We start from the raw sequence: 20,173 nt of genomic DNA, 5'->3' as shown, positions 1-20,173 counted from the left end.
GCACCCGTGGTGCATCTGCGCTCATCCCGGCGCGAGAATCAAGCGGCTACCATCCATGGTGGCACTGTCAGCGTGAGCCTGCATCCAGGCCGAGACACAGTCGCCCCGCGCAGCGTTCGTCCTGCAGTTGCTGCGAGCCGTCCCGGGTGGCGGGGTTGTCCGGTGTCTCGATCCTGCGCTTGCGCAGTTCCAGCACCAGCGGGGTGAGCTCGGCGATGCGGGCCTGGATGCGCGCACGGGCGTAGTAGCTGAGGTCGTCGCGCCTGAGCAGGCGCTTCAGCTGTTCCATCGCGTCGAACGGGCGGCCCGAGTAGTAGCTGGCGTCGGCAAACGCCTCGCCGGCGCGCTCGCTGTCGCCGGCCTTTTCGCTGGCGCGGGCGTAGGCGCTGTAGATCTCGGGCTGGTCGCTGTTTTCCAGCAGCGGACGCAGCAGGTCCGCCGCGGTGGCGGCCTGCTGCCTGTCGCCGCCGTCGGTGAGCGCGGTGGCATAGGCCAGCGCCACCGCACGGTTGCGCGGCGACCGCTGGTTGAGCTGCCGGTACAGCGCCAGCGCGGCGTCGCGCTGGCCAGCCTGCAACTCGGCGTCGGCGAGTGCCAGGTCGAGGATCAGGCTGCCCCGGTGTGCCTTGAGCAGCGGCTGCAATTGCGCCACGGCCTGCGCACCGCGGTCGCTGCGGGTGAGCGCCAGCGCATAGCCGTAGCGGTTGGCCGGCGTGTCGAACTCCGGGTGGTCCTTGAGGTTGGTGCTGTACCAGGCAGCCAGCCGGATCGCGTTGCCGGACAGCACGCGCACCCGTTCGCGCATCAGCGCATAGGTGCTCAGGCCGTCCGGATCCGCCGCGCTCCTGCCGAGCCGGATCGGCGCGTGCACGAACGGCATCGGCACGGTGATCTGCTCCCACTGGCCCTTGAGCAGGGTGTCGCCGGACGGGCGCAGCTTCTGCGCGGCGATCAGCGCGCCGGCGCGCGCCTTGGCGTCGGCGATGCGGTCGGTGGTGACCGGGTGGTCCTGCAGGAACGAGGGCGCCTGGCCGCCCGCGCCGGTGCTGAGCACGTCCTCCATGTGCTGGAAGAACGCGGCCATCGCGTCCGGGTCGAAGCCGGCGTTGGCGAGCGTCTGGATGCCGGCGCGGTCGGCTTCGATCTCGTCCTTGCGGGTGAAGTTGATCTGCTTCTGCGCCAGCAGGCCCTGGCCGCCGGCCAGGACCGCCATCGGGGCGTCGCCGCTCTTGCTGCCGGCACCGGCGGCGATCGCGCCCAGCAGTACCAGCGCCATCAGCGGAGCATCCTTCTTCGAGGCCTCGAACGCGCGCTGCAGGTGATTCTGGGTGATGTGGCCGATCTCGTGGGCGATCACGCCGGCCAGTTCGCTCTCGTTGCGGGTGATCGTGATCAGGCCCGAATTCACCGCGATGTAGCCGCCCGGCGCGGCGAACGCGTTGATCTGGTCGTCCTTGACGATGAAGAACGCGAAGTGGTCGCGCGGCTTGGCGCAGGCAGCGACCAGGCGGAAGCCGAGGTCGTTGAGGTAGTCGTCCAGCAGGGGATCGTCCACCACCATGCCCAGCGCGCGCATCTGGCGCAGCATCGCGGCGCCGTAGTCCTGCGCCTCCTGCGGCGAGATCAGCGCATTCGCCGAGCTGCCGAGGTCGGGCAGGCGCACGTTGTCCTGAGCCCCGGCGGCAAAGGCGAGGCCGGCGAGGATCAGGGCGGTCAGCAGGCGCGTGGCGGGACGTCGTGGCGGCATGGGCATACGTGGGCGACAATGGGCAACTTTTGCGATCATCCTTGATCGCGAAGATCAAACGGGCGGCCATCCATGGACGCACTTTGAGGTGTTATTGCGATCGTCCATGATCGCGAGGATCAAACGGGCGGCCATCCATGGCCGCACTTTGAGGTGTTATTGCGATCGTCCATGATCGCGAGGATCAAACGGGCGGCCATCCATGGCCGCACTTTTCAATAGAGACCACGCGCGCAATGGCTTGTTCCGTGGGATTCCGACCCCCATCTTGCGGCGCAGGCAATCGGAGTTTCGTGATGTCCAAGATTGAAGTGTATTCCACCGCCGTGTGCCCGTACTGCGTGGCGGCCAAGAACCTGCTCAAGGCCAAGGGCCTGACCTGGGAGGACATCCGCGTGGATGCCGACCCGGTCCAGCGCGACGCGATGCTGGCGCGCAGCGGCGGCCGCCGCACGGTGCCGCAGATCTTCATCAACGGCCAGCACGTGGGCGGTTACGACGACCTCGTCGCCGCCGACCGCAGCGGCCGGCTGGCCGAACTGCTGGGCGAAGCCGCATGAGCGGCGGCAACGACGACGGCAACCGCGGCGGAAAGGATCGCGTGGCCGAGTTCACCGCGTTCCGCCAGCGCATGAACGAGCGCATCCTGGCCGAAGACAACCAGGTGGTAAGGCGCTTCTTCGCGCTGGACACGCAGACCTACAAGCCCGGCGCGCTGGACGTGAAGACGAAGGAGCTGCTGGGCCTGGTCGCCTCGATGGTGCTGCGCTGCGACGACTGCATCAGCTACCACGTGGCACAGTGCAAGGAAGCCGGCGTCACGCGCGAGGAATTCTTCGAGACTTTCGGCGTCGGCCTGGTGGTGGGCGGTTCCATCGTGATCCCGCATCTGCGCCGCGCGGTGGATTTCCTCGACCAGCTGGAGGCGGGCGACGCCGCGCCCGCCGGCTGCGCCGACCACGCCTGACGCGCTTTTCACCCTCTCCCCCTCGGGGGAGGGTTGGGGCGACGGGCGGGTCTCGCCGGAACGCCGATGCAAGGCGCGGCATGCCATTTCACGCAACGCTCCGTGCGAGGATTTTCAACGCCTTGCGCGGGCTCGCCGCTGTTCGCTGCCGTGGCGATGGGCGATAATTGCAGGATTGTCGATCCTGCGCGCCGCGGCCGGCGCCGGTCGACGGTTCCATTCCCCAAGGAGTTTCCCCCATGAGCAAGACCATCGCGGTGATCCCGGGCGACGGCATCGGCCCGGAGATCATGACCGCCACGCTGCGCGTGCTCGACGCGCTGGACTGCGGCCTCGCCTACGATTTCGCCGATGCCGGCATGGTGGCGCTGGAGAAGCACGGCGACCTGCTGCCCAAGGCCACGCTGGACAAGATCGCCGAGCACAAGGTGGCGCTGAAGGGCCCGTTGACCACCCCGATCGGCGGCGGCTTCACCTCGATCAACGTCACCCTGCGCCGCCATTTCGACCTGTACGCCAACGTGCGTCCGGCGATCAGCTTCCCGGGTACCAGGGCGCGCTTCGAGAACATCGACATCATCACGGTGCGCGAGAACACCGAGGGTGCCTACCTGTCCGAGGGGCAGACGCTGTCCGACGACGGCGAGGTCGCCACCTCGCTGATCCGCGTCACCCGCAAGGGCTGCGCGCGCATCGTGCGCTACGCGTTCGAGCTGGCGGTGAAGAAGGGCCGCAAGAAGATCACCGCCGTCCACAAGGCGAACATCATCAAGACCGCCTCGGGCCTGTTCCTCAACGTGGCGCGCGAGATCGCGAAGGAATACCCGCAGATCGAGTTCAACGAGATGATCGTGGACAACGCCTGCATGCAGCTGGTGATGAAGCCCGAGCAGTTCGACGTGATCGTCACGACCAACCTGTTCGGCGACATCCTGTCGGACCTCTGCGCCGGCCTGGTCGGCGGCCTGGGCCTGGCGCCGGGCGACAACATCGGCGAAGGCGCGGCGATCTTCGAGGCGGTGCACGGCTCGGCGCCGGACATCGCCGGCAAGGGCATCGCCAACCCCTGCGCGCTGCTGCTGGCCGCGGCCGACATGCTCGACCACCTCGGCATGGTGGCCAAGGGCGACAAGCTGCGCGCCGCGATCCGCGACACCATGGCGAACGACCGCGACAGCGTGACGCCGGACCTGGGCGGCAAGGGCTCCACCGAGAGCTTCGGCGCGGCCATCGCGCAACGCGTCAAGGGCTGATCGTTCCGCGAGGAAGTCCCCGAAGGCCGCGGCACCGTCCGCGGCCTTCGCGTTTCTGGAGTGGCGTGTTCTGGAACGGCGTCGCCCGCTTCGTTAGCATCGATGGCTCCGGCCGCCTCCGTGCCTTCGCCCGTCCTCGCGCGCATGACGTTCTGGGTTTTCCTCTATGTTGCCGCGGCACTGCAGGCCGGCTTGCTCGCGCTGGCGCTGTGGCGGCGGTCCGCCAACCGCGAGGCGAACCGACTGCTCGCCGTATGGGTGGCGCTGGCCGGGCTCGACCTGGCGGTGAAGGCGACTTACTGGCACACGCTGGCACCGGAGTGGTTCCGCGCCTACCGCTTCGTGGCGTTGTTCCCGTTCCTCTACGGCAGCCTGTTCTACCTCTACGTACGCGCGCTGACGCAGGGGCGCGGCTTCCGGTGGCGCGACTGCGTGCACCTGCTCGGCTTCGGCGCGATGTTCGTCGCTGACGGTTACGTGTGGACGATGGATCATGCGCGGATCGCGACGCTGTCGGCGCGCTGGATCGCCGGCGAGCGCAACGTCGGCGCGTGGTTCGACGGGCCGCTGTTCGTCTACAGCCTGTCCTACGTGGCGGCGGCGCTGGTGCGCGTGCACCGCCACCGGCGCGAGTTGCGCGAGCGGCGTTCGGACGCCGACCGCCATTCGCTGCGCTGGATCGATGCGATGGCGCTGTGCCAGATCGTGATCTGGATCGTCGCCATCGTGCAGGCGGTGGTGTGGATGCCGGTGGTGAATTACATGCTGTTGTTCGGCCTGGTGGCGGGCTGGGTGTGCGTGGTTGGCTGGTTCAGCCTGAACCAGCCGCCGGTGGCGACCGAGCCCGAGGCCGCTCCGGCGGGAGAGGACGCCGTGGCGCCGGCCGCGGCCGCCGAACGGGACGATGTGCGCTATGACGCAGTGCAGGCGCGTCTCGCGGCCCTGATGGAAGGCGCCGCGCCGCTGTACCTGGAGCCGGCGCTGACCATCGGCCAGGTGGCGAAGCGCAGTGGCTATCCCGAGTACCTGGTGTCGGCGGTGATCAACCGCCGCTTCGGCGGCACGTTCTGGGACTACGTCAACCGGCTGCGCGTGGAGGCGGCTCGCGCCCGTCTCGCCGACGCCGGGGACGCGCGCACCGTTCTCGACATCGCCTACGCCTGCGGCTTCACCTCCAAGTCCACCTTCAATGCCGCGTTCAAGCGCCAGGTGGGCGAGACACCCAGCAGCTACCGCAAGGCGGCCCGGCAGCTCACCGGCGATACGGCGGGTGGTGCAGGGCCGCGATGACCGCCGCCACCAGGTCGCCGGTGTGGTCGCCGTAGTCCAGCGAGATGCCCATGCGCACCACGACGAGTTTCTCCGACGGCACGATCACCACGTACTGCCCGAACGCACCGCGTGCGTAGTACATGTCCTTCGGCACCTGCGGCATGCCCCAGGGCGCGTTCCACACCGGTACCCGGGTGTCGTTCCTGACGTTCAGCCAGAAGCCGGCGCCATAGCCCGTGTCGAGCGTCTGAGAATGGCTGTAGGCCACCCAGCCCTCGGGCAGGACGCGTTTGCCGTCGACCACGCCATCGTCAAGATAGAGCTGGCCGAAGCGGGCGAAGTCGCGCGCCGTGCCGTAGCTGCCACCCGAGCCGATCAGGGTGCCGTCGGCGTCGGTCTGGATCAGCGTGTGTGCCATGCCCAGCGGTGCGAACAGTTCGCGCCGCGCGAAGCGCTCGGCGGCCACCTCACTGCCGCCGGCGGCGTCGGTAACCATGCGGCCGAGCAGCACGTAGCCCAGGTTGCTGTAGCCCCAGGCGGTGCCGGGCGCATGTGCCAGCGGCATCCGCGATGCGTAGGCGGCCATGTCGCGCTCGAGGAAGATCATGCGTGTCAGCGGGCTCAGCGCACCGTTGGTCTCGTCGAACGGAAGGCCGCTGTCCATGCGCAACAGCTGGTCGACGGTCACGGCGCCATGCCGGTCGCCCGCCTGGCGCCAGGCCGGCACCGGGGCGGGCTGGTCCAGCCGCAGCTTGCCTTCGCGCACCAGGATGCCGACCAGAGCATTGGTCAGCGACTTGGTCAGCGAGTGCGCCCAGATCGGCGTGTCCGGCCCGTAGCCGGGGGCGTAGCGCTCGGCGAGCAGCTGGCCATCGTGCAGCACGACGACGGCCTTGGTGTTGCGCGGGTGCGCGGGGTCGGGCTCGGCGAAAGCGCGATCGATCGCGGCGCGGATCGCCGGGTCGTCCGATGCGACCACGCGGTCCGGGTACGGGCTGACGATCGGCGCGGGAGTGAAACCGGCGGACTCCGCCGGTGTGCCGTCGCCGTGCAACAGCAGGCAGCCCAGCCCGGGGCGGAACACGGCGTGGGCAGCGAAGGCGCCCAGCACGCTGGCGTCAGCCTCCCGCCGTGCCCTGTCCACGTGCCAGCGGATCGCCCAGTCGATATCGCGCATCTGCGGCGCGTGCTGTTCGCGGAACACGCCGCCGGGATCGACCCGGCTGACGAAGGCCGCGTCGCACACGCCGCGGCTGACCGAGCCGGTGGCGAGCCGCAGCAGATCCCCGCCGGAGGTGCCGAGCCATAGCGCGGCGGCCAGCAGGGCCACGGCAAGTGCGAGGAGGGTGAACCTGAGGGTGCGCTGCATCGTGGGCGTCCGCCTGGGAAAGGAGGGGCCAGCATGGCGGCGCGGTCCGGGCGGTGGCGTCCGGGGCGGCGGAATCGTACGCGGGCGCGCGCCGTCCGGGTGCGATCCGGCCGGACCGGACGCCGTGGACATGCGGAATGGGGGCGACGGCCGCAGGCTGCTGCCTGGGCGGGAGGGTGGCTGCCATGGGCGCTCGTCCCCAGGCATCCGGAGGGGCCGGATGCCGATGGAGGGAGGCGCATGAAGGCGAGCGGGTGGCTGCCGGGCCTGTGGAACGGCCGCCGCCGTGCGGCGGCGGGTCGCATCGCCACCATCGCCGACGGCCAGGCCAGTGGCCGCGACAACTTCCTGCTGTTGCGGCTGCTGGCGGCGAGCCTGGTGATCTAGGGACATGCCCCGCCAACGCCGGCGGCGAGGGCTGGCGGGACGCCTTGCGGGGAAGGTTGCGGCTGGCCATCGGGCGCATCCGCGCAAGCGGGTGAGGCCTGCGCGAATGCGCCGGGGATCAGTGCGCGGCGGGCTTGTAGTGGCCGCCTTCCGTGCGCACGGCGATATTGAGGCGGTTCCAGGTGTTGATCAGGCCGATCAGCAGGACCAGATCGATCACGGCCGCGTCGTCGAAGTGCTGGCGCACCCGCTCGTAGAGCGCATCGGAGACCGACTCGTGGGAGGGCAGCTCGGTAAGTTCCTCCGCGAAGGCCAGGGCGGCCTGTTCGGCCTCGCTGTACAGCTTGGTCTCGCGCCAGGCGGGCAGCAGGTGCAGGCGCTGCTCGGTTTCGCCGGCGGCGCGGGCGTCCTTGCTGTGCATGTCGAGGCAGAAGGCGCAGCCGTTGATCTGCGAGCAGCGCATCAGCACCAGCTCGGTCAGCTTCGCGTCGAGATGGCCGCGTTGGCGGATCTCCTGGCCGAGCTGGATCAGCGGCTGCATGACGGCGTAGTGGCGCTGGACGGAAATGCGGGTCATGGGAGGGAACTCCTGTTTCGGTTGGCGGATGTCGGCCGGAATGGGCCGTTCAGTGCAAGGACGCACCGGCTTCCGGATTCGTTACCGTCGCCGCGAGCCGCGCCAGCTTGCCCGGATGGCGCAGCGCGTGGATGGCGGAGATGCGTTCGCCGTCGCCTTCGATCCAGATCGCGGTGGTCAGCGTGCTGCCGGACCAGGCCAGCAGGGCCGGCGCCCCGTTGAGCGTGAGCAGGCTGTAGCGCAGCGGCTGCAGACGCGTGTTGTGGGCGATCTGCAGGTACAGTCGCGCCAGCCGCTCGGCGCCATGCAGCGGATGCAAAATGGCGGACACCACGCCGCCGCCGTCCGAGATGTGGATGGCGTCCTCGGCGAACAGCGCGCGCAACGAGTCCAGCGTGGGCTGCTCCATCGCGGCCACGAAACGCTGCAGCAGGCGTTGCTGGGCGCGCGCGTCCACGCTGAAGCGTGGGCGGTCCTCGCGCAGCCGCGCCCGGGCGCGATGCACGCGCTGGCGGCAGGCGTTCTCGGTGATGCCGAGGATGGCAGCCGTCTCGGCGTGGTTGTAGTCGAACACCTCGTTGAGCAGGAAGGCGGCGCGCTCGTCCGGGCCCAGCCGCTCCAGCAGGGTGAGGAAGGACAGCGTGAGGGTCTGGTCGCGCTCCAGCGCGGCTTCGGGCGTCTCGGCGCCGCTGCGGTCGGCCGGCGCGGCTTCATCCACCAGCGGTTCGGGCAGCCAGGGGCCGGGGTAGTGCTCACGCTCGGTCCTGGCGCGGCGCAGGCGATCCAGGGCGAGGCGCGTGGTCACGGTGACCAGCCAGGCCTCGGGATCGTCCAGCGCGGCGGTGTCCTGCGCGTGCCAGCGCAGCCAGGCGTCGTGCAGCACGTCCTCGGCGTCGGCGGGCGTGCCAAGCATGCGGTAGGCCAGCCCGAACAGGCGTCGGCGGTGTCGTTGGAACAGGGCGGTTTGCGGGTCCATGACGATTTCCTCGGGGAATCGGTGCAAGGACGTACCAGCGTGCGCGAACGTGACAGGCTCAGCGGAAGAATGGCCACGGCGCCAGGAAGATCAGCCAGAGCAGCACCAGCATGCCGAGGTACTTCAGCGTGCGGAACAGCTTCGGGTGCTTCTTCTTGAATGCGCGATTGCGCTCGCGGTTGCGCTGGTTGAGCGCGAACACGCGGTTGACGAAGCCGGTCTTCTCTTCCGGCGACTCGGTGTTCGGCGAGGCGGTGATCTTGCCCATGAACGCACCCACGCGATGGTTGATCGCGCTCATCCAGCGCGTGCGCAGCGGGCGTTCCACGTCGGCGAACAGGATCACCCGGGTCTGGTCGGTCTTGTTCTCCACCCAGTGCACGTAGGTCTCGTCGAACACCACGTCCTTGCCGTCGCCCCAGGCGTGTTCCTCGCCATCGACGAAGATACGGCAGTCGCGCGAGTTCGGCGTGATCAGGCCGAGGTGGTAGCGCAGCGAGCCGGCGAACGGATCGCGGTGCGGGTTGAGCCGGCTGTTCGGCGCCAGTGTGGCGAACATCGCGGCCTTGATGCTGGGGATGGATTTCAGCAGCGCCACCGTCTTCGGGCAGAGCGCCTCGGCCGAGGCCAGCGGCTCGCCGTACCACTTCAAATAGAAACGCTTCCAGCCCTGCTTGAAGAAGCTGTTGAAGCTGGCGTCGTTGCCGCCCTGCGCCGCGCGGATGTGGCCCTCGTCGAACAGCGACAGCGCCTCCGCGCGGATGGTCTGCCAGTTCGCCTGCAGCAGGTCGAGCTGCGGGAAGCCGCGGCGGTCGAGGATGGGCCGCGCCGGCACCGCGGAGAACGCGTACATCAGCAGGTTGTAGGGCGCGAAGATCGCCGAGTGGTCCACCAGCTGGCGGTCGAAGCGCAGCCGTGCCCGCCCGCGCAGGTGCACCAGCAGCACGCACAGCGCGAACAGCAGGATCAGGATCAGCAGGACGAGGCGCGGGGTCATCGGAGGCAGTCGGGCGGGGCGGGCAAGGCGCCATTCTAGCGCCCGCGCCGTGAACCGCCGCAGCGCCGGATCAGTGCGACAGCACGCGCAGCGGCGCGCCGCCAGGCCGGTAGCCACGGGCCAGCGCACGCTGCACGTAGGCCACCGCGCGCCGCACGGCACGGCGGGGCGGGTGTCCCAGCGCCAGCGCGGCGGCAACTGCCGAGGCCAGCGTGCAGCCGGTGCCGTGCGCCTCCAGCTTGAGCCGCGGATGGCGCAGTTCCAGCACGCCGCGCGCGTCGAACAGGCGATCCACCACGTCGCGACCGCTGCCGTGGCCGCCCTTCAGCAGCACGCTGCGCGCGCCCAGTTCGCGCAGCTCGTTGCCGGCGCGGACGCAATCCTTCGCGCTGCGGACCGGATAACCCAGCAGCGCCTCGGCCTCGGGCAGGTTGGGCGTGAGCACGTCGGCCAGCGGGATCAGCTCGTTCACCAGCACCGCGATGGCATCCTCGTCCAGCAGCCGCGCACCGCTGGTGGCGATCATCACCGGATCGACCACCAGCCACGCGGGCCTGCGCGCCGCCATCTCCCGCGCCACCAGCCGCACGATGGCCGCGCTGCCCAGCATGCCGGTTTTCACCGCGGCGACCGGAAAGTCGTCGAACACCGCGGCGATCTGGCTGCGGATGTGCCTGAGCGGCACCGGGTGCACCGCGGTCACGCCGCGCGTGTTCTGCGAGGTGATCGCGGTGATCGCCGACAGGCCATGCACGCGATGGGCCTGGAAGGTCTTCAGGTCGGCCTGGATGCCCGCGCCACCGCCGGAGTCGGAGCCGGCGATGGTGAGGGCGATGGGGAGCGTGGGGTGGGGCATGTTGAGGCGGCGTCTTGGTATGGCTGCGGTTTTCAACTGGATTCCGGCCTATGCCGGAATGACGACCAAAAGCGGAGCGGGTTCTCTGCTCGTCATTCCGGCGCAGGCCGGAATCCAGTCACAGTAGTGTCGGGTAAAGATCGCGCCATTCGGGATTCTCAGCCTCGATCAATCGCGGTTTCCACGCCCGTTTCCACTCCTGGAGTTGTTTCTCGCGCAGGATGGCGGACTCCATCGTTACATGTAGCTCGTACCAGACCAGATCGTGGACGTGATAGCGCGATGTGAAGCCTGCGATGACTTCATTGCGGTGCTGCCATATGCGGCCGACCGGGTAGCTGGTGACGCCGATGTACAACGTGCCGTTTTGTCGACTGGCAAGCATGTACACACAAGGTTGTCGCCGATCCATGGCATGGCCTCCACTGGATGCCGACCCCGAATCAGGTTCGGGACCGGCTCTACGCCGGCATGACGATCACAAGCTTTACAGCGCCTCGGACGCGAAATCCGCCAGTCGCGAGCGCTCGCCACGCCGCAGGGTGACGTGCGCCGAATGTTCCCACTGCTTGAAGCGGTCCACCGCGTAGGTGAGGCCCGAGGTGGTCTCGGTGAGGTAGGGCGTGTCGATCTGCTCCACGTTGCCCAGGCAGACGATCTTGGTGCCCGGGCCGGCTCGGGTGATCAGCGTCTTCATCTGCTTGGGCGTGAGGTTCTGCGCCTCGTCGATGATCAGGTAGCGCGACAGGAAGGTGCGTCCGCGCATGAAGTTCAGCGAGCGGATCTTGATGCGTGAGGCGAGCAGGTCGTTGGTGGCCTGGCGGCCCCACGAGCCGCCCTCCTCGGGGTTGGCGAGCACCTCGAGGTTGTCGGTGAGCGCGCCCATCCACGGCGTCATCTTCTCCTCCTCGGTGCCGGGCAGGAAGCCGATGTCCTCGCCGACCGAGACCGTGGCACGGGTCATGATGATCTCGCGGTAGCGCTGCTGGTCCATCACCTGGGCCAGGCCGGCCGCCAGCGCCAGCAGCGTCTTGCCGGTGCCGGCGGTGCCGAGCAGGGTGACGAAATCCACGTCCGGGTCCATCAGCACGTTGAGCGCGAAGTTCTGCTCGCGGTTGCGCGCGGCGATGCCCCAGACGTGGTGGTTCGCGTGGCTGTGGTCGTCCAGCAGCAGCAGCGTGGCCTTGCGCTCGTCCACCTGCAGCACGCGCAGTTCCACGCCGCCCTCGCCGGGCAGGTACAGACACTCGTTGGCGTACCAGTCCTCGTCGTCGTGGCGGTCGAGCTTGTAGTACGTGCGGCCGCGCTCGTTCCACGACTCCACCTCGGGGTGCCGGTCCCAGAAATCCTCGGGCAGCGCTGCCGAGCCGGTGTAGAGCAGCGCGAAGTCGTCCAGCGCGCGGTCGTTCTCGTAGTCCTCCGCATCGATGCCGTAGATCTTCGCCTTGATGCGCAGGTTGATGTCCTTGCTGACCAGGATCACCGCGCGGTCCGGGTTCTGGTCGCGCAGTTCGATCACCGCGGCGAGGATCAGGTTGTCCGCCTTGCCGTGGTTGGCGCTGGTGCGCTGCTGGAAGTACAGGCGCCCCACCGCGGCGCCGCGCTTGAGGTTGATGCCCTGCGGGCTGGCCAGCTCCAGGCCGTTGCTGATGCCGTGGCCGTTGCCGCGCACGATCAGTTCGTTGAGGAAGCGGCTGACCTGGCGGCCATTGCGCGAGACTTCCGACGCGCCCTTCTTCTTCTCGTCCAGTTCCTCCAGCACCGTCATCGGGATGAACACGTCGTGTTCCTCGAAACGGAACAGCGAGGTGGGGTCGTGCAGCAGCACGTTGGTGTCGAGGGCGTAGATGCGCTTGCTTCCGGTCATGCGGCGGGAACCTCGCGAGGGGCAGTACGAAGGGGGCGCGGCATGACGGATGCCGCGGGCGCGATGGGGAAAAGGGTGTCGGTCACTTGCCGGCGGGGATTGCGTCGAGCACGGCCTGCGCGTGGCCCGGCACCTTCACGCCGCGCCATTCGGCGGCGAGCTTGCCGTCGGGATCGATCAGGAAGGTGCTGCGCACCACGCCCATGTGGCGCTTGCCGTAGAGCACTTTCTCGTGGATCACGTCGAAGGCCCGGCACCAGGTTTCGTCCGCGTCGGATACCAGCGGGAACGGCAGTTGCTGCTTCGCGGCGAAGTTGGCGTGGGATTTCGCCGAGTCGCGCGAGACGCCGACGATCTCGGCATTGCGCTCGCGGAATCCGGTGTAGAGGTCGCGGAAGTCCTTCGCCTCGCTGGTGCAACCGGGGGTGGCATCCTTGGGGTAGAAATACAGCACGACCCACTGGCCCTTGAGGCTGGCGAGCTTCAGCGCGCTGCCGGCGCCGGTGATGCCGCTGAGGGCAGGGGCCTTCTTTCCGATGTCTGGCATGGTCTCTCCGGAAACCCGGCGGGGTTTCGCCTGTGTCCGGGGCAGAGACTAGCGCGATGGATGTTACGGATGACAGCCTTGTCAGGCACGCCGTGCAGGCGCAAGCTAGAACTTCACCGGATCCATGATCGCGTCCAGGTTCAGGCCGTCGCACAGTTCCAGGAAATCGTCGCGCAAGGCGGCGATGTGTACGTCGGCCGGAATGCCGATCGTGAACTGCGCCTGGAACATCTCCGCACCGGTCTGCATCGCGTGGTAGCGGGTGGAGTGCAACTGCTCCACGCTGATGCCCTGCTGACTGAAGAACTCCACGATGCGCGCCACGATGCCGGGGCGGTCCGCGGAGATGATCTCGACCATGTAGGGCAGCAGGTGCGAATTCGGCTCGCGCGGTGCGGTGCGGTAGTGGCTGAGCCGCAGGTTCTCGTCGCGCGCCAGCTTGTTCAGCGCCGTCTCCAGCTTGGCCAGTGCGTCCCAGGCGCCGTTGGCCAACAGCATGATCGATACCTCGTTGCCGATCGTGGCCACGCGCGATTCGGCCAGGCTGCAGCCGGCGTCGGCGATGCGGCGGGTCAGCGCGGTGAGCGGCGAATGGGCGGCGGAGGTCAGCGCGTGGATCAGCAACTGGTTGTCACTGCCCGAACGGGCGGAGGGCGTCGGTTTCAATGGGTTGGCCTGTGCCGGATCCCGCGCGGCGCGGGAATCGCGCCGGCCAGCTTACTTGCCGCTCCCGCAAGCCCGCAAGTAACATGCAAGACCCGATTCCCATGCGGTATCCCACCTTGGACATTCGCGGAAGCATCTGCGCGCTGGCCACGCCGTTCGCGCCCGACGGCGCGCTCGACCTGCCGGCGTTCGCGCGCCTGCTCGACCACCAGCTTGCCGGCGGTACGCAGGCACTGGTGGTGGCCGGTTCCACCGGCGAGGCGCACATGCTGGAGCACGACGAGTTCGACCGCCTGCTTTCGTTCGCGGTGGAGCACGTCGCCGGCCGCGTGCCGGTGGTCGCCGGCACCGGCGAGGCGGGCACCGCGAAAACCGTGGCCGCCACGCGTCGTGCCAAGGCGCTGGGCGCCGATGCGGCGCTGGTGGTGACGCCGTACTACGTGCGTCCCACCCAGGAAGGCATGCGCCGGCATTTCCTCGAGGTGGCCGAGCACGGCGGCCTGCCGGTGGTGCTGTACAACGTGCCCAGCCGCACTGCCTGCGACCTGCTGCCGGAGACGGTGGCACAGCTCGCCGGGCACCCGGCCATCGTCGGCATCAAGGAGGCGCGTGCCGATGCCGGGCGCATCGCCGCACTGGCGGAACTTGCGCGGCCGGATTTCGTCTATCTCTCCGGTGACGACGGCACGGCCGGGCAGGCGATGCTGGCCGGCGCCGCCGGTACCGTGTCGGTGGTGGCGAACCTGGTGCCCAGGGCGTTCCGCGCGCTGTGCGATGCGGCGACCGCTGGCGACCGCGCCGCCGCCGCACGTTGCGACGATGCGTTGGCGCCCCTGGTGCAGGCGTTGAACTGCGCGCCGAACCCGATCGCGGTGAAGGCCGGTTTGCCGGAACTGGGGCTGGGTTCGGCGCTGCCGCGGCTGCCGCTGGTGGAGCTCGCGGAAGGCGCGGACCGCGCCCGTTTGCGCGAGGCGCTGTCCAGTCTGGCATCCTTGGCGCACGCAGCCTGACCGAAAGCCGCGCTGGCGGCCATCAACGAACCTTCCACGGAAAACCCTTGCATGAAGAAATCCTCGCTCCTCGTGACCCTGCCGGCGCTGGCCTTCGCGGGCCTGCTGCTCTCCGGTTGCGGCATGTTCCGCTCCACGAAGGCGTGGGAGACGGCCAAGCAGGAATCCCCGCTGGAAATCCCGCCGGGCCTGGACACTCCGCCGGCGAATGCCGCGCTGGTGATCCCGCCGCCCGGCTCGAACCAGCCGCAGGTCACGCCCGCCGGCGGCGGCCAGATCGCCGACGGCTTCGTGGTGTCCGATACCGTGGACAACACCTACCAGAAGGTGGGCCAGGCGCTGGAGAGCGGCAGCCTTGGCCAGCTGGTCAGCCATGACGACAGCACGCACAGCTACACGGTGAATGTGGTGGGCGGCGAGGCGCCGGCGCCCAGGAAGGGCTTCTTCGGACGGCTGTTCGGGCACCACGACAAGAGCGCGACCAAACTCGGCGGCGCCACGCATCCGGTGCAGATCACGGTGGGCGCCAGCGGCACCAGTGCCAGCGAGGTGCGCGCGCAGGGCAACGCCGGTGCGGTCGCCAAGGTGATCGACGTGCTGAAGGGACGCCTCGGCGGCTGACCGCCAAGGCTCTTCTCGCCAACGAAAATGCCGCCCGAGGGCGGCATTTTCGTTGGGTAGTGCAGCCAGGGATGGCTGCCCGTTTGATTCTCGCGATCATGGATGATCGCAAGGTCATTCCAGGCCTCAGCGTTCGAGCAGCTTGAGCTTGTCCGGCCTGCCTTCCCAGTCCTTGGCGTCAGCGGGGGCGTCCTTTCGCTCGGTGATCACCGGCCAGGCCTTCGCCAGGTCGGCATTCAGCGCCACGAAACCCTCCTGGCCGGCGGGCACGTCGTCCTCCGGGTAGATCGCGTTGATCGGGCATTCCGGCTCGCACAGCGTGCAGTCGATGCATTCGTCCGGATCGATCACCAGGAAATTCGGGCCTTCGTGGAAGGCGTCGACCGGGCAGACTTCCACGCAGTCGGTGTACTTGCACTTGATGCAGTTGTCGGTGACGACAAAGGTCATGGGGCGGGGCTCTTGCGTTGTGGCGTTGGCAAGTATGACTGCAACGCGCGCCGGGTGAGAAGTCGCTGGCGCGGCTTGCGGGTTGTCCCCTTGCCCGCTTGCAGGGAGGGGTTGCTGGAGAGGGGCTTTTGTCCTCGCGCCTACGCAAGCTAGAAGGCGGTTTCGGTCGCCTGCCGGCGCCCGAATCACTTCTTTTTGCTGGCCCACGCCGCCGCAGGAGCGGCGGCGGACCGCGAAGCCGGCCCGAAGGGCGGAGGGCCGGATGCCCGGAGTCAAGAGAAATAACCCCGAGAAATGGCCCCGTTCAATCCGCCGACACTACGGGCAGGCTGTGTCGAGGGCTGTGGAGCCACTCCCGCCTGCGCGATAGACGATGCGGCCATGCCGCGCCGCATCCGGAAACCGAGGTCGAAAAGCGATTGCCATTGCCGTTGATGTTGCTCCAAAAACAAACGGCACGATCGCTTGATCGTGCCGGCTGTTCTTGAAGAGTGCGGCCATGGATGGCCGCGGTTGGCGCTGGAGCAGGGCGAACGCTTGAAGCTTGCCGTACCGCCACATCGCGCCGCGATTCCGGACGAATCGCACAAGTCACTGAGCAGTGCGGCCATGGATGGCCGCGGTTGGCGCTGGAGCAGGGCGAACGCTTGAAGCTTGCCGTACCGCCACATCGCGCCGCGATTCCGGACGAATCGCACAAGTTACTGAGCAGTGCGGCCATGGATGGCCGCGGTTGGCGCTTGAACAGGGCGAATAACTGAGCTCCTGCTGCTTGCTGCCATGTTGCCGCGATCACGGAAGACCGCAAAAGCAAGGCGAATGGCGCTCCCAACGAGGTTCGAACTCGTGTTCCCGCCTTGAGAGGGCGGTGTCCTGGGCCACTAGACGATGGGAGCGGATTGACGCGAAGCGCGCTAGTATAGCGGAAATGTTTCGCCCGGCAATGCCCCGGCGACGGCAGGTAAGATGGACGGCTGCAGGCCGTTGCGCCGCCGCCCTGGCCGCGCCGGACACGATACCCGCAAGGACTCCATACGCTTGAATCCCGAAGCCAGGAACGACGCCAGGCCCGCGTTGCGCATCATTCCGCGCGAGCAGCACACGGTTTCCCGCAAGAACATCAGCAAGGCCGCACTGCGCGTGCTCTACCGCCTCAACGAGGCCGGCTACGACGCGTTCCTGGTCGGCGGTGCGGTACGTGACCTGCTGCTTGGCGGCCATCCCAAGGACTTCGACGTGGCCACCAACGCCACGCCGGAAGAGGTGAAGAGGCTGTTCCGCAACTGCCGGCTGATCGGCCGCCGCTTCCGGCTGGCCCACGTGGTGTTCGGGCCGGAGATCATCGAGGTGGCCACCTTCCGCGGCACCGGCGAGGAGGAGGGCGCGGAGGGCGAGCGGCACATCGTGGATGGCCGCATCGTGCGCGACAACGTGTGGGGCACGATCGAGGAGGATGCGCTGCGCCGCGACTTCCGCGTCAACGCGATGTACTACGACATCAGCGATTTCTCGGTGCGCGACTACGTGGGCGGCATGCGGGACCTGGAGGACCGGGTGCTGCGCCTGATCGGCGAGCCGGCCACGCGCTACCGCGAGGACCCGGTGCGCATGCTGCGCGCGGCGCGGCTGGCCGCCAAGCTCGGCTTCGGCATCGACGCGGCCGCTGCCGCGCCGTTCGAGGAACTGGGGCCGCTGTTGGCCGAGGCCGCGCCGGCGCGGCTGTTCGACGAATCGCTGAAGATGTTCCTTGCCGGGCACGGCCTGAAGAGCTTCCGCATGCTCGAGCAGTGCGGCCTGCTGAAGTTCCTGTTCCCGGCCACCGCCCGTGCGCTGAAGCGCGGCGACGAGGCGCTGCGCGCACTGGTCGAGCAGGGGCTGGCGAATACCGACGCACGCGTTGCCGAGGGCAAGTCGGTGACGCCCGCGTTCCTGTTCGCGGTGCTGTTGTGGGGCGAGGTGCGCGACCTGGCGCACCACCTGATCGCCGGCGGCAAGGACGTCAACGAGGCCTGGGCGCGCGCCGCGCTGCAGGTGGTGGGCGAGCAATGCCAGCGCGTGGCGATCCCGCGCCGTTTCACCTTCACCATGGAGGAGATCTGGTCGTTGCAGCCGCGCTTCGAGCAGGTGCAGCGCAAGAAGGTGTTTCGCCTGCTGGCGCATCCGCGTTTCCGTGCCGCGTTCGACTTCCTGCTGCTGCGCGCGCACGAATCGCCGGCGATCCGCGAGCTGGGGCAGTGGTGGGACCACGCCCAGCAGTTGCCGCACGAGACGCTGGCGGCGGCGTTGCCGGCGCATGGCGGCAGCGAGCCCGAGCCGGCTGCGCCGGCCGCCGGCCCGGCGCGCAAGCGGCGCCGGCGCAGGCCCGCGACGAAGTCCAAGCCGGCGTGACCGCGGCCTACATCGCGCTGGGCGGCAACCTGGGCGACCCGCGGCGGCAATTGCTGGATGCCGTGGACGCATTGGCGCACCTGCCTGGCACGCGCCTGTTGCGCCGCTCGTCCCTGTACCGCACGCCGCCCTGGGGCGTGCTGGAGCAGCCGTCATTCGTCAATGCCGCGGCGTTGCTGGAGACCACGCTCGCGCCGCACGCGCTGCTCGATGCGCTGCTGGCGATCGAGCAAAACGCCGGCCGCGTGCGTGCGGAGCGCAACGGCCCGCGCACGCTGGACCTCGATCTGCTGCACATGGAGGGCGTGCGACTCGACGATGAAAGGCTGACCTTGCCGCATCCGCGCATCGCCGAGCGCGCCTTCGTGCTGCTGCCGCTCAACGATCTCGCGCCGGACCTGCTGCTGCCGGGACAGGGGCGCGTGGCGGACCTGCTCGCCACGGTGGACACGCAGGGTTGCGAACGTCTGGCCGAATGATGCGGTGCAGCGGATAATCGACCGCCCCCCTCCTGCGAGACGACGCCGTGTACGTGGACCCCGCCAACATGCCCGCCCGCAAGCCGGTCACCGTGCCCGGCCTGCACGCGATGAAAGCCGCAGGCCGCCGCATCGTGATGCTCACTGCCTACGACTACAGCCTCGCCGCGCAACTGGAACTGGCCGACATCGACGTGGCCCTGGTCGGCGACTCGCTGGGCATGGTGGTGCAGGGCCACCGGAGCACCCTGCCGGTGACGCTGGACCACATGGTCTACCACACCCAGGCGGTGGCGCGCGGGCTGTCGGCCACGCTGCTGGTCGCCGACCTGCCGTTCATGGCCGACCGCGACCTGCCGCACGTGCTGGAAGCCGGCGCGCGGCTGGTGGGCGAGGCCGGCGCGGCGATGGTGAAGATCGAGGGCGCCGCGCCGCACATCCTCGACGCGACCACCGCGCTGGTGGCGCGCGCGATCCCGGTCTGCGCGCATCTGGGCCTCACCCCGCAATCGGTGCACAAGTTCGGCGGCTTCCGCATCCAGGGCCGCGAGCAGGAAACCGCCGACCGCATCCTGGCCGAAGCGCGCTCGGTGCAGGAGGCGGGCGCGGACCTGCTGGTGCTGGAGGGCGTGCCCACCGCGCTGGGCGAACGGGTGACCAGGGCGCTGGCGATCCCGGTGATCGGCATCGGCGCGGGCCCGCATTGCGACGGCCAGGTGCTGGTGATCCAGGACATGCTGGGCATCACGCCGGGCAAGCGACCCAAGTTCAGCAAGGATTTCCTTGCCGGTCGCGATTCTGTGGCGGCGGCGATCGCGGCCTATGCGGCGGACGTGCGCAGCGGCGCGTTCCCCGCGCCCGAGCACTGCTTCAACTGACCGACGGCGGTTTCCATGCAGACTGTGCAAGACCTTCCGGCCCTGCGCGCCGCGATCCGCAGCTGGCGGAGCCAGGGCCAGACCGTGGGGCTGGTGCCCACCATGGGCAACCTGCACGCGGGCCACTATTCGCTGCTGAAGCTGGCGCGCGCGCGCGCCGACCGGGTCGTGGCCAGCGTGTTCGTCAATCCCACCCAGTTCGGCCCCAGCGAGGATTTCGAGCGCTATCCGCGCACGCTGGTCCAGGACCAGACGGGCCTGGCCGAGAACGGCTGCGACCTGCTGTTCGCGCCCGAGGTGGCGACGATGTATCCGTTCGGTCCCGAACAGGGCGTGAGCATCCACGTTCCGCAGATCACCGACACGCTGGAAGGCGCCCACCGCCCCGGCCATTTCGACGGCGTGGCCACCGTGGTGTGCAAGCTGTTCAACCTGGTGCAGCCGGATCTCGCGGTGTTCGGCCAGAAGGACTTCCAGCAGCTCAAGGTGATCGAGCGCATGGTGCGCGATCTGGCGCTGCCGGTGAAAGTGGTGGGTGCGCCGATCCAGCGCGCCGACGACGGGCTGGCGCTCAGCTCGCGCAACCAGTACCTGTCGACGGAGGAGCGTGCGCTGGCGCCGCAGATCCATGCCACGCTGCTGCAGATGCGCGAGCTGGTCGGCAAGGGCCATGCACGGCGCATCGTCGAGGAAGCCGCGCAGTCCAGGCTCGAGCGCGCAGGCTTCGTGCCCGACTACGTGGCGATCCGCCGCGCCGAGGACCTGACCGAGCCCGAAGCCGGCGAGGACTCGGGGCTGGTGGCGTTGATCGCCGCGCGGCTGGGCACGACGCGCCTGATCGACAACTTGCAGTTCGACTGAAATGC

22 protein-coding genes and 1 tRNA gene are annotated in these 20,173 nt (G+C 68.8%); 11 read left to right on the top strand and 12 right to left on the bottom strand.

Going from position 1 to position 20,173, the window contains the following annotated elements; translation table 11 throughout:
• Positions 1-67: 67 nt before the first annotated feature.
• Positions 68-1,753 (bottom strand): M48 family metalloprotease, encoded by a 1,686-nt coding sequence (locus tag ACQGNW_RS17680; protein ID WP_426664695.1) that lies wholly within the window; start codon positions 1,751-1,753, stop codon positions 68-70.
• A 290-nt stretch (positions 1,754-2,043) separates the two neighbouring features.
• On the opposite strand from ACQGNW_RS17680, the gene grxC reads away from it, so the two are divergent.
• The 4 genes from grxC (at position 2,044) to ACQGNW_RS17660 (ending at position 5,257) form a co-directional block, all read left to right on the top strand.
• A complete protein-coding gene (gene grxC / locus ACQGNW_RS17675; protein ID WP_426664694.1) occupies positions 2,044-2,307 on the top strand; it encodes a glutaredoxin 3 in 264 nt (87 codons plus the stop codon).
• Positions 2,304-2,714, top strand: a complete 411-nt coding sequence (locus ACQGNW_RS17670) for a carboxymuconolactone decarboxylase family protein (protein WP_426664693.1) — start codon at positions 2,304-2,306, stop codon at positions 2,712-2,714. Before grxC ends, ACQGNW_RS17670 begins: the two co-directional genes overlap by 4 nt.
• A 239-nt stretch (positions 2,715-2,953) precedes the next feature.
• Positions 2,954-3,967 carry an isocitrate dehydrogenase gene (locus ACQGNW_RS17665; RefSeq protein ID WP_426664692.1) on the top strand — a complete coding sequence of 338 codons (1,014 nt, stop codon included), beginning with the start codon at positions 2,954-2,956 and terminating at the stop codon, positions 3,965-3,967.
• A 144-nt stretch (positions 3,968-4,111) separates the two neighbouring features.
• Positions 4,112-5,257: a helix-turn-helix domain-containing protein gene (locus tag ACQGNW_RS17660; RefSeq protein WP_426664691.1), complete on the top strand. Its 1,146-nt coding sequence runs from the start codon at positions 4,112-4,114 to the stop codon at positions 5,255-5,257.
• Here ACQGNW_RS17660 and ACQGNW_RS17655 read toward each other — a convergent pair.
• Entirely contained in the window at positions 5,220-6,608 is a 1,389-nt protein-coding gene (locus ACQGNW_RS17655; protein ID WP_426664690.1) for a serine hydrolase domain-containing protein, read from the bottom strand. The genes ACQGNW_RS17660 and ACQGNW_RS17655 overlap by 38 nt on opposite strands.
• A 240-nt stretch (positions 6,609-6,848) precedes the next feature.
• Between ACQGNW_RS17655 and ACQGNW_RS17650 the strand changes: the two genes are divergently transcribed.
• On the top strand, positions 6,849-6,995 hold the full coding sequence (locus tag ACQGNW_RS17650) for a hypothetical protein (protein ID WP_426664689.1): 147 nt from the start codon (positions 6,849-6,851) through the stop codon (positions 6,993-6,995).
• Between the two features lie 118 nt (positions 6,996-7,113).
• Here the strand turns inward: ACQGNW_RS17650 and ACQGNW_RS17645 are convergent, their stop codons facing one another.
• From ACQGNW_RS17645 to ACQGNW_RS17610, 8 genes are all read right to left on the bottom strand, one after another.
• On the bottom strand, positions 7,114-7,572 hold the full coding sequence (locus ACQGNW_RS17645; RefSeq protein ID WP_426664688.1) for a carboxymuconolactone decarboxylase family protein: 459 nt from the start codon (positions 7,570-7,572) through the stop codon (positions 7,114-7,116).
• A 49-nt stretch (positions 7,573-7,621) separates the two neighbouring features.
• Positions 7,622-8,548 carry an RNA polymerase sigma factor SigJ gene (gene sigJ / locus ACQGNW_RS17640; protein ID WP_426664687.1) on the bottom strand — a complete coding sequence of 309 codons (927 nt, stop codon included), beginning with the start codon at positions 8,546-8,548 and terminating at the stop codon, positions 7,622-7,624.
• Positions 8,549-8,606: 58 nt separating this feature from the next.
• On the bottom strand, positions 8,607-9,545 hold the full coding sequence (locus ACQGNW_RS17635) for an aspartyl/asparaginyl beta-hydroxylase domain-containing protein (RefSeq protein WP_426664686.1): 939 nt from the start codon (positions 9,543-9,545) through the stop codon (positions 8,607-8,609).
• A 70-nt stretch (positions 9,546-9,615) separates the two neighbouring features.
• On the bottom strand, positions 9,616-10,401 hold the full coding sequence (thiD, locus tag ACQGNW_RS17630) for a bifunctional hydroxymethylpyrimidine kinase/phosphomethylpyrimidine kinase (protein WP_426664685.1): 786 nt from the start codon (positions 10,399-10,401) through the stop codon (positions 9,616-9,618).
• Between the two features lie 118 nt (positions 10,402-10,519).
• Positions 10,520-10,813 carry a GIY-YIG nuclease family protein gene (locus ACQGNW_RS17625; protein ID WP_426664684.1) on the bottom strand — a complete coding sequence of 98 codons (294 nt, stop codon included), beginning with the start codon at positions 10,811-10,813 and terminating at the stop codon, positions 10,520-10,522.
• Positions 10,814-10,888: 75 nt separating this feature from the next.
• Positions 10,889-12,268 carry a PhoH family protein gene (locus tag ACQGNW_RS17620; protein ID WP_426664683.1) on the bottom strand — a complete coding sequence of 460 codons (1,380 nt, stop codon included), beginning with the start codon at positions 12,266-12,268 and terminating at the stop codon, positions 10,889-10,891.
• Positions 12,269-12,350: 82 nt separating this feature from the next.
• Entirely contained in the window at positions 12,351-12,815 is a 465-nt protein-coding gene (locus ACQGNW_RS17615; protein ID WP_426664682.1) for a peroxiredoxin, read from the bottom strand.
• Positions 12,816-12,920: 105 nt separating this feature from the next.
• Positions 12,921-13,481, bottom strand: coding sequence for a glycine cleavage system transcriptional repressor (locus ACQGNW_RS17610; protein WP_426664681.1), 561 nt, complete (start codon positions 13,479-13,481; stop codon positions 12,921-12,923).
• A gap of 83 nt (positions 13,482-13,564) precedes the next feature.
• Between ACQGNW_RS17610 and dapA the strand changes: the two genes are divergently transcribed.
• A complete protein-coding gene (dapA, locus tag ACQGNW_RS17605) occupies positions 13,565-14,491 on the top strand; it encodes a 4-hydroxy-tetrahydrodipicolinate synthase (protein ID WP_426664680.1) in 927 nt (308 codons plus the stop codon).
• A 51-nt stretch (positions 14,492-14,542) separates the two neighbouring features.
• On the top strand, positions 14,543-15,112 hold the full coding sequence (locus tag ACQGNW_RS17600) for a hypothetical protein (protein ID WP_426664679.1): 570 nt from the start codon (positions 14,543-14,545) through the stop codon (positions 15,110-15,112).
• Between the two features lie 126 nt (positions 15,113-15,238).
• Here ACQGNW_RS17600 and fdxA read toward each other — a convergent pair whose 3' ends face one another.
• Both fdxA and ACQGNW_RS17590 read right to left on the bottom strand, forming a co-directional pair.
• Positions 15,239-15,562, bottom strand: a complete 324-nt coding sequence (gene fdxA, locus ACQGNW_RS17595; protein ID WP_426664678.1) for a ferredoxin FdxA — start codon at positions 15,560-15,562, stop codon at positions 15,239-15,241.
• Positions 15,563-16,382: 820 nt separating this feature from the next.
• A tRNA-Glu gene (locus ACQGNW_RS17590) sits at positions 16,383-16,458 on the bottom strand.
• 142 nt (positions 16,459-16,600) lie between these two features.
• On the opposite strand from ACQGNW_RS17590, the gene pcnB reads away from it, so the two are divergent.
• The 4 genes from pcnB to panC all read left to right on the top strand — a co-directional run bounded on the left by pcnB (position 16,601) and on the right by panC (position 20,168).
• Positions 16,601-17,950 (top strand): polynucleotide adenylyltransferase PcnB, encoded by a 1,350-nt coding sequence (gene pcnB / locus ACQGNW_RS17585; RefSeq protein ID WP_426664677.1) that lies wholly within the window; start codon positions 16,601-16,603, stop codon positions 17,948-17,950.
• Positions 17,947-18,429: a 2-amino-4-hydroxy-6-hydroxymethyldihydropteridine diphosphokinase gene (gene folK, locus ACQGNW_RS17580; RefSeq protein WP_426664676.1), complete on the top strand. Its 483-nt coding sequence runs from the start codon at positions 17,947-17,949 to the stop codon at positions 18,427-18,429. Before pcnB ends, folK begins: the two co-directional genes overlap by 4 nt.
• A gap of 68 nt (positions 18,430-18,497) precedes the next feature.
• Positions 18,498-19,307 (top strand): 3-methyl-2-oxobutanoate hydroxymethyltransferase, encoded by an 810-nt coding sequence (gene panB / locus ACQGNW_RS17575; RefSeq protein ID WP_426664675.1) that lies wholly within the window; start codon positions 18,498-18,500, stop codon positions 19,305-19,307.
• Positions 19,308-19,322: 15 nt separating this feature from the next.
• Complete coding sequence (gene panC / locus ACQGNW_RS17570; protein WP_426664674.1) at positions 19,323-20,168, top strand: pantoate--beta-alanine ligase; 846 nt, start codon at positions 19,323-19,325, stop codon at positions 20,166-20,168.
• The last annotated feature ends 5 nt before the right edge of the window (positions 20,169-20,173 follow it).

Origin of the sequence: Rhodanobacter aciditrophus (assembly GCF_050026795.1) — a bacterium.
GTDB lineage: Bacteria > Pseudomonadota > Gammaproteobacteria > Xanthomonadales > Rhodanobacteraceae > Rhodanobacter_A.
This window is presented reverse-complemented; position numbering and strand designations above follow the sequence as displayed.

Coding starts and splice junctions, on each gene's coding strand:
- ACQGNW_RS17680 (WP_426664695.1), bottom strand. CDS start 1,753: ATGCCCATGCCGCCACGACGTCCCGCCACGCGCCTGCTGACCGCCCTG.
- grxC (WP_426664694.1), top strand. CDS start 2,044: ATGTCCAAGATTGAAGTGTATTCCACCGCCGTGTGCCCGTACTGCGTG.
- ACQGNW_RS17670 (WP_426664693.1), top strand. CDS start 2,304: ATGAGCGGCGGCAACGACGACGGCAACCGCGGCGGAAAGGATCGCGTG.
- ACQGNW_RS17665 (WP_426664692.1), top strand. CDS start 2,954: ATGAGCAAGACCATCGCGGTGATCCCGGGCGACGGCATCGGCCCGGAG.
- ACQGNW_RS17660 (WP_426664691.1), top strand. CDS start 4,112: ATGACGTTCTGGGTTTTCCTCTATGTTGCCGCGGCACTGCAGGCCGGC.
- ACQGNW_RS17655 (WP_426664690.1), bottom strand. CDS start 6,608: ATGCAGCGCACCCTCAGGTTCACCCTCCTCGCACTTGCCGTGGCCCTG.
- ACQGNW_RS17650 (WP_426664689.1), top strand. CDS start 6,849: ATGAAGGCGAGCGGGTGGCTGCCGGGCCTGTGGAACGGCCGCCGCCGT.
- ACQGNW_RS17645 (WP_426664688.1), bottom strand. CDS start 7,572: ATGACCCGCATTTCCGTCCAGCGCCACTACGCCGTCATGCAGCCGCTG.
- sigJ (WP_426664687.1), bottom strand. CDS start 8,548: ATGGACCCGCAAACCGCCCTGTTCCAACGACACCGCCGACGCCTGTTC.
- ACQGNW_RS17635 (WP_426664686.1), bottom strand. CDS start 9,545: ATGACCCCGCGCCTCGTCCTGCTGATCCTGATCCTGCTGTTCGCGCTG.
- thiD (WP_426664685.1), bottom strand. CDS start 10,401: ATGCCCCACCCCACGCTCCCCATCGCCCTCACCATCGCCGGCTCCGAC.
- ACQGNW_RS17625 (WP_426664684.1), bottom strand. CDS start 10,813: ATGGATCGGCGACAACCTTGTGTGTACATGCTTGCCAGTCGACAAAAC.
- ACQGNW_RS17620 (WP_426664683.1), bottom strand. CDS start 12,268: ATGACCGGAAGCAAGCGCATCTACGCCCTCGACACCAACGTGCTGCTG.
- ACQGNW_RS17615 (WP_426664682.1), bottom strand. CDS start 12,815: ATGCCAGACATCGGAAAGAAGGCCCCTGCCCTCAGCGGCATCACCGGC.
- dapA (WP_426664680.1), top strand. CDS start 13,565: ATGCAAGACCCGATTCCCATGCGGTATCCCACCTTGGACATTCGCGGA.
- ACQGNW_RS17600 (WP_426664679.1), top strand. CDS start 14,543: ATGAAGAAATCCTCGCTCCTCGTGACCCTGCCGGCGCTGGCCTTCGCG.
- fdxA (WP_426664678.1), bottom strand. CDS start 15,562: ATGACCTTTGTCGTCACCGACAACTGCATCAAGTGCAAGTACACCGAC.
- panB (WP_426664675.1), top strand. CDS start 18,498: ATGCCCGCCCGCAAGCCGGTCACCGTGCCCGGCCTGCACGCGATGAAA.
- panC (WP_426664674.1), top strand. CDS start 19,323: ATGCAGACTGTGCAAGACCTTCCGGCCCTGCGCGCCGCGATCCGCAGC.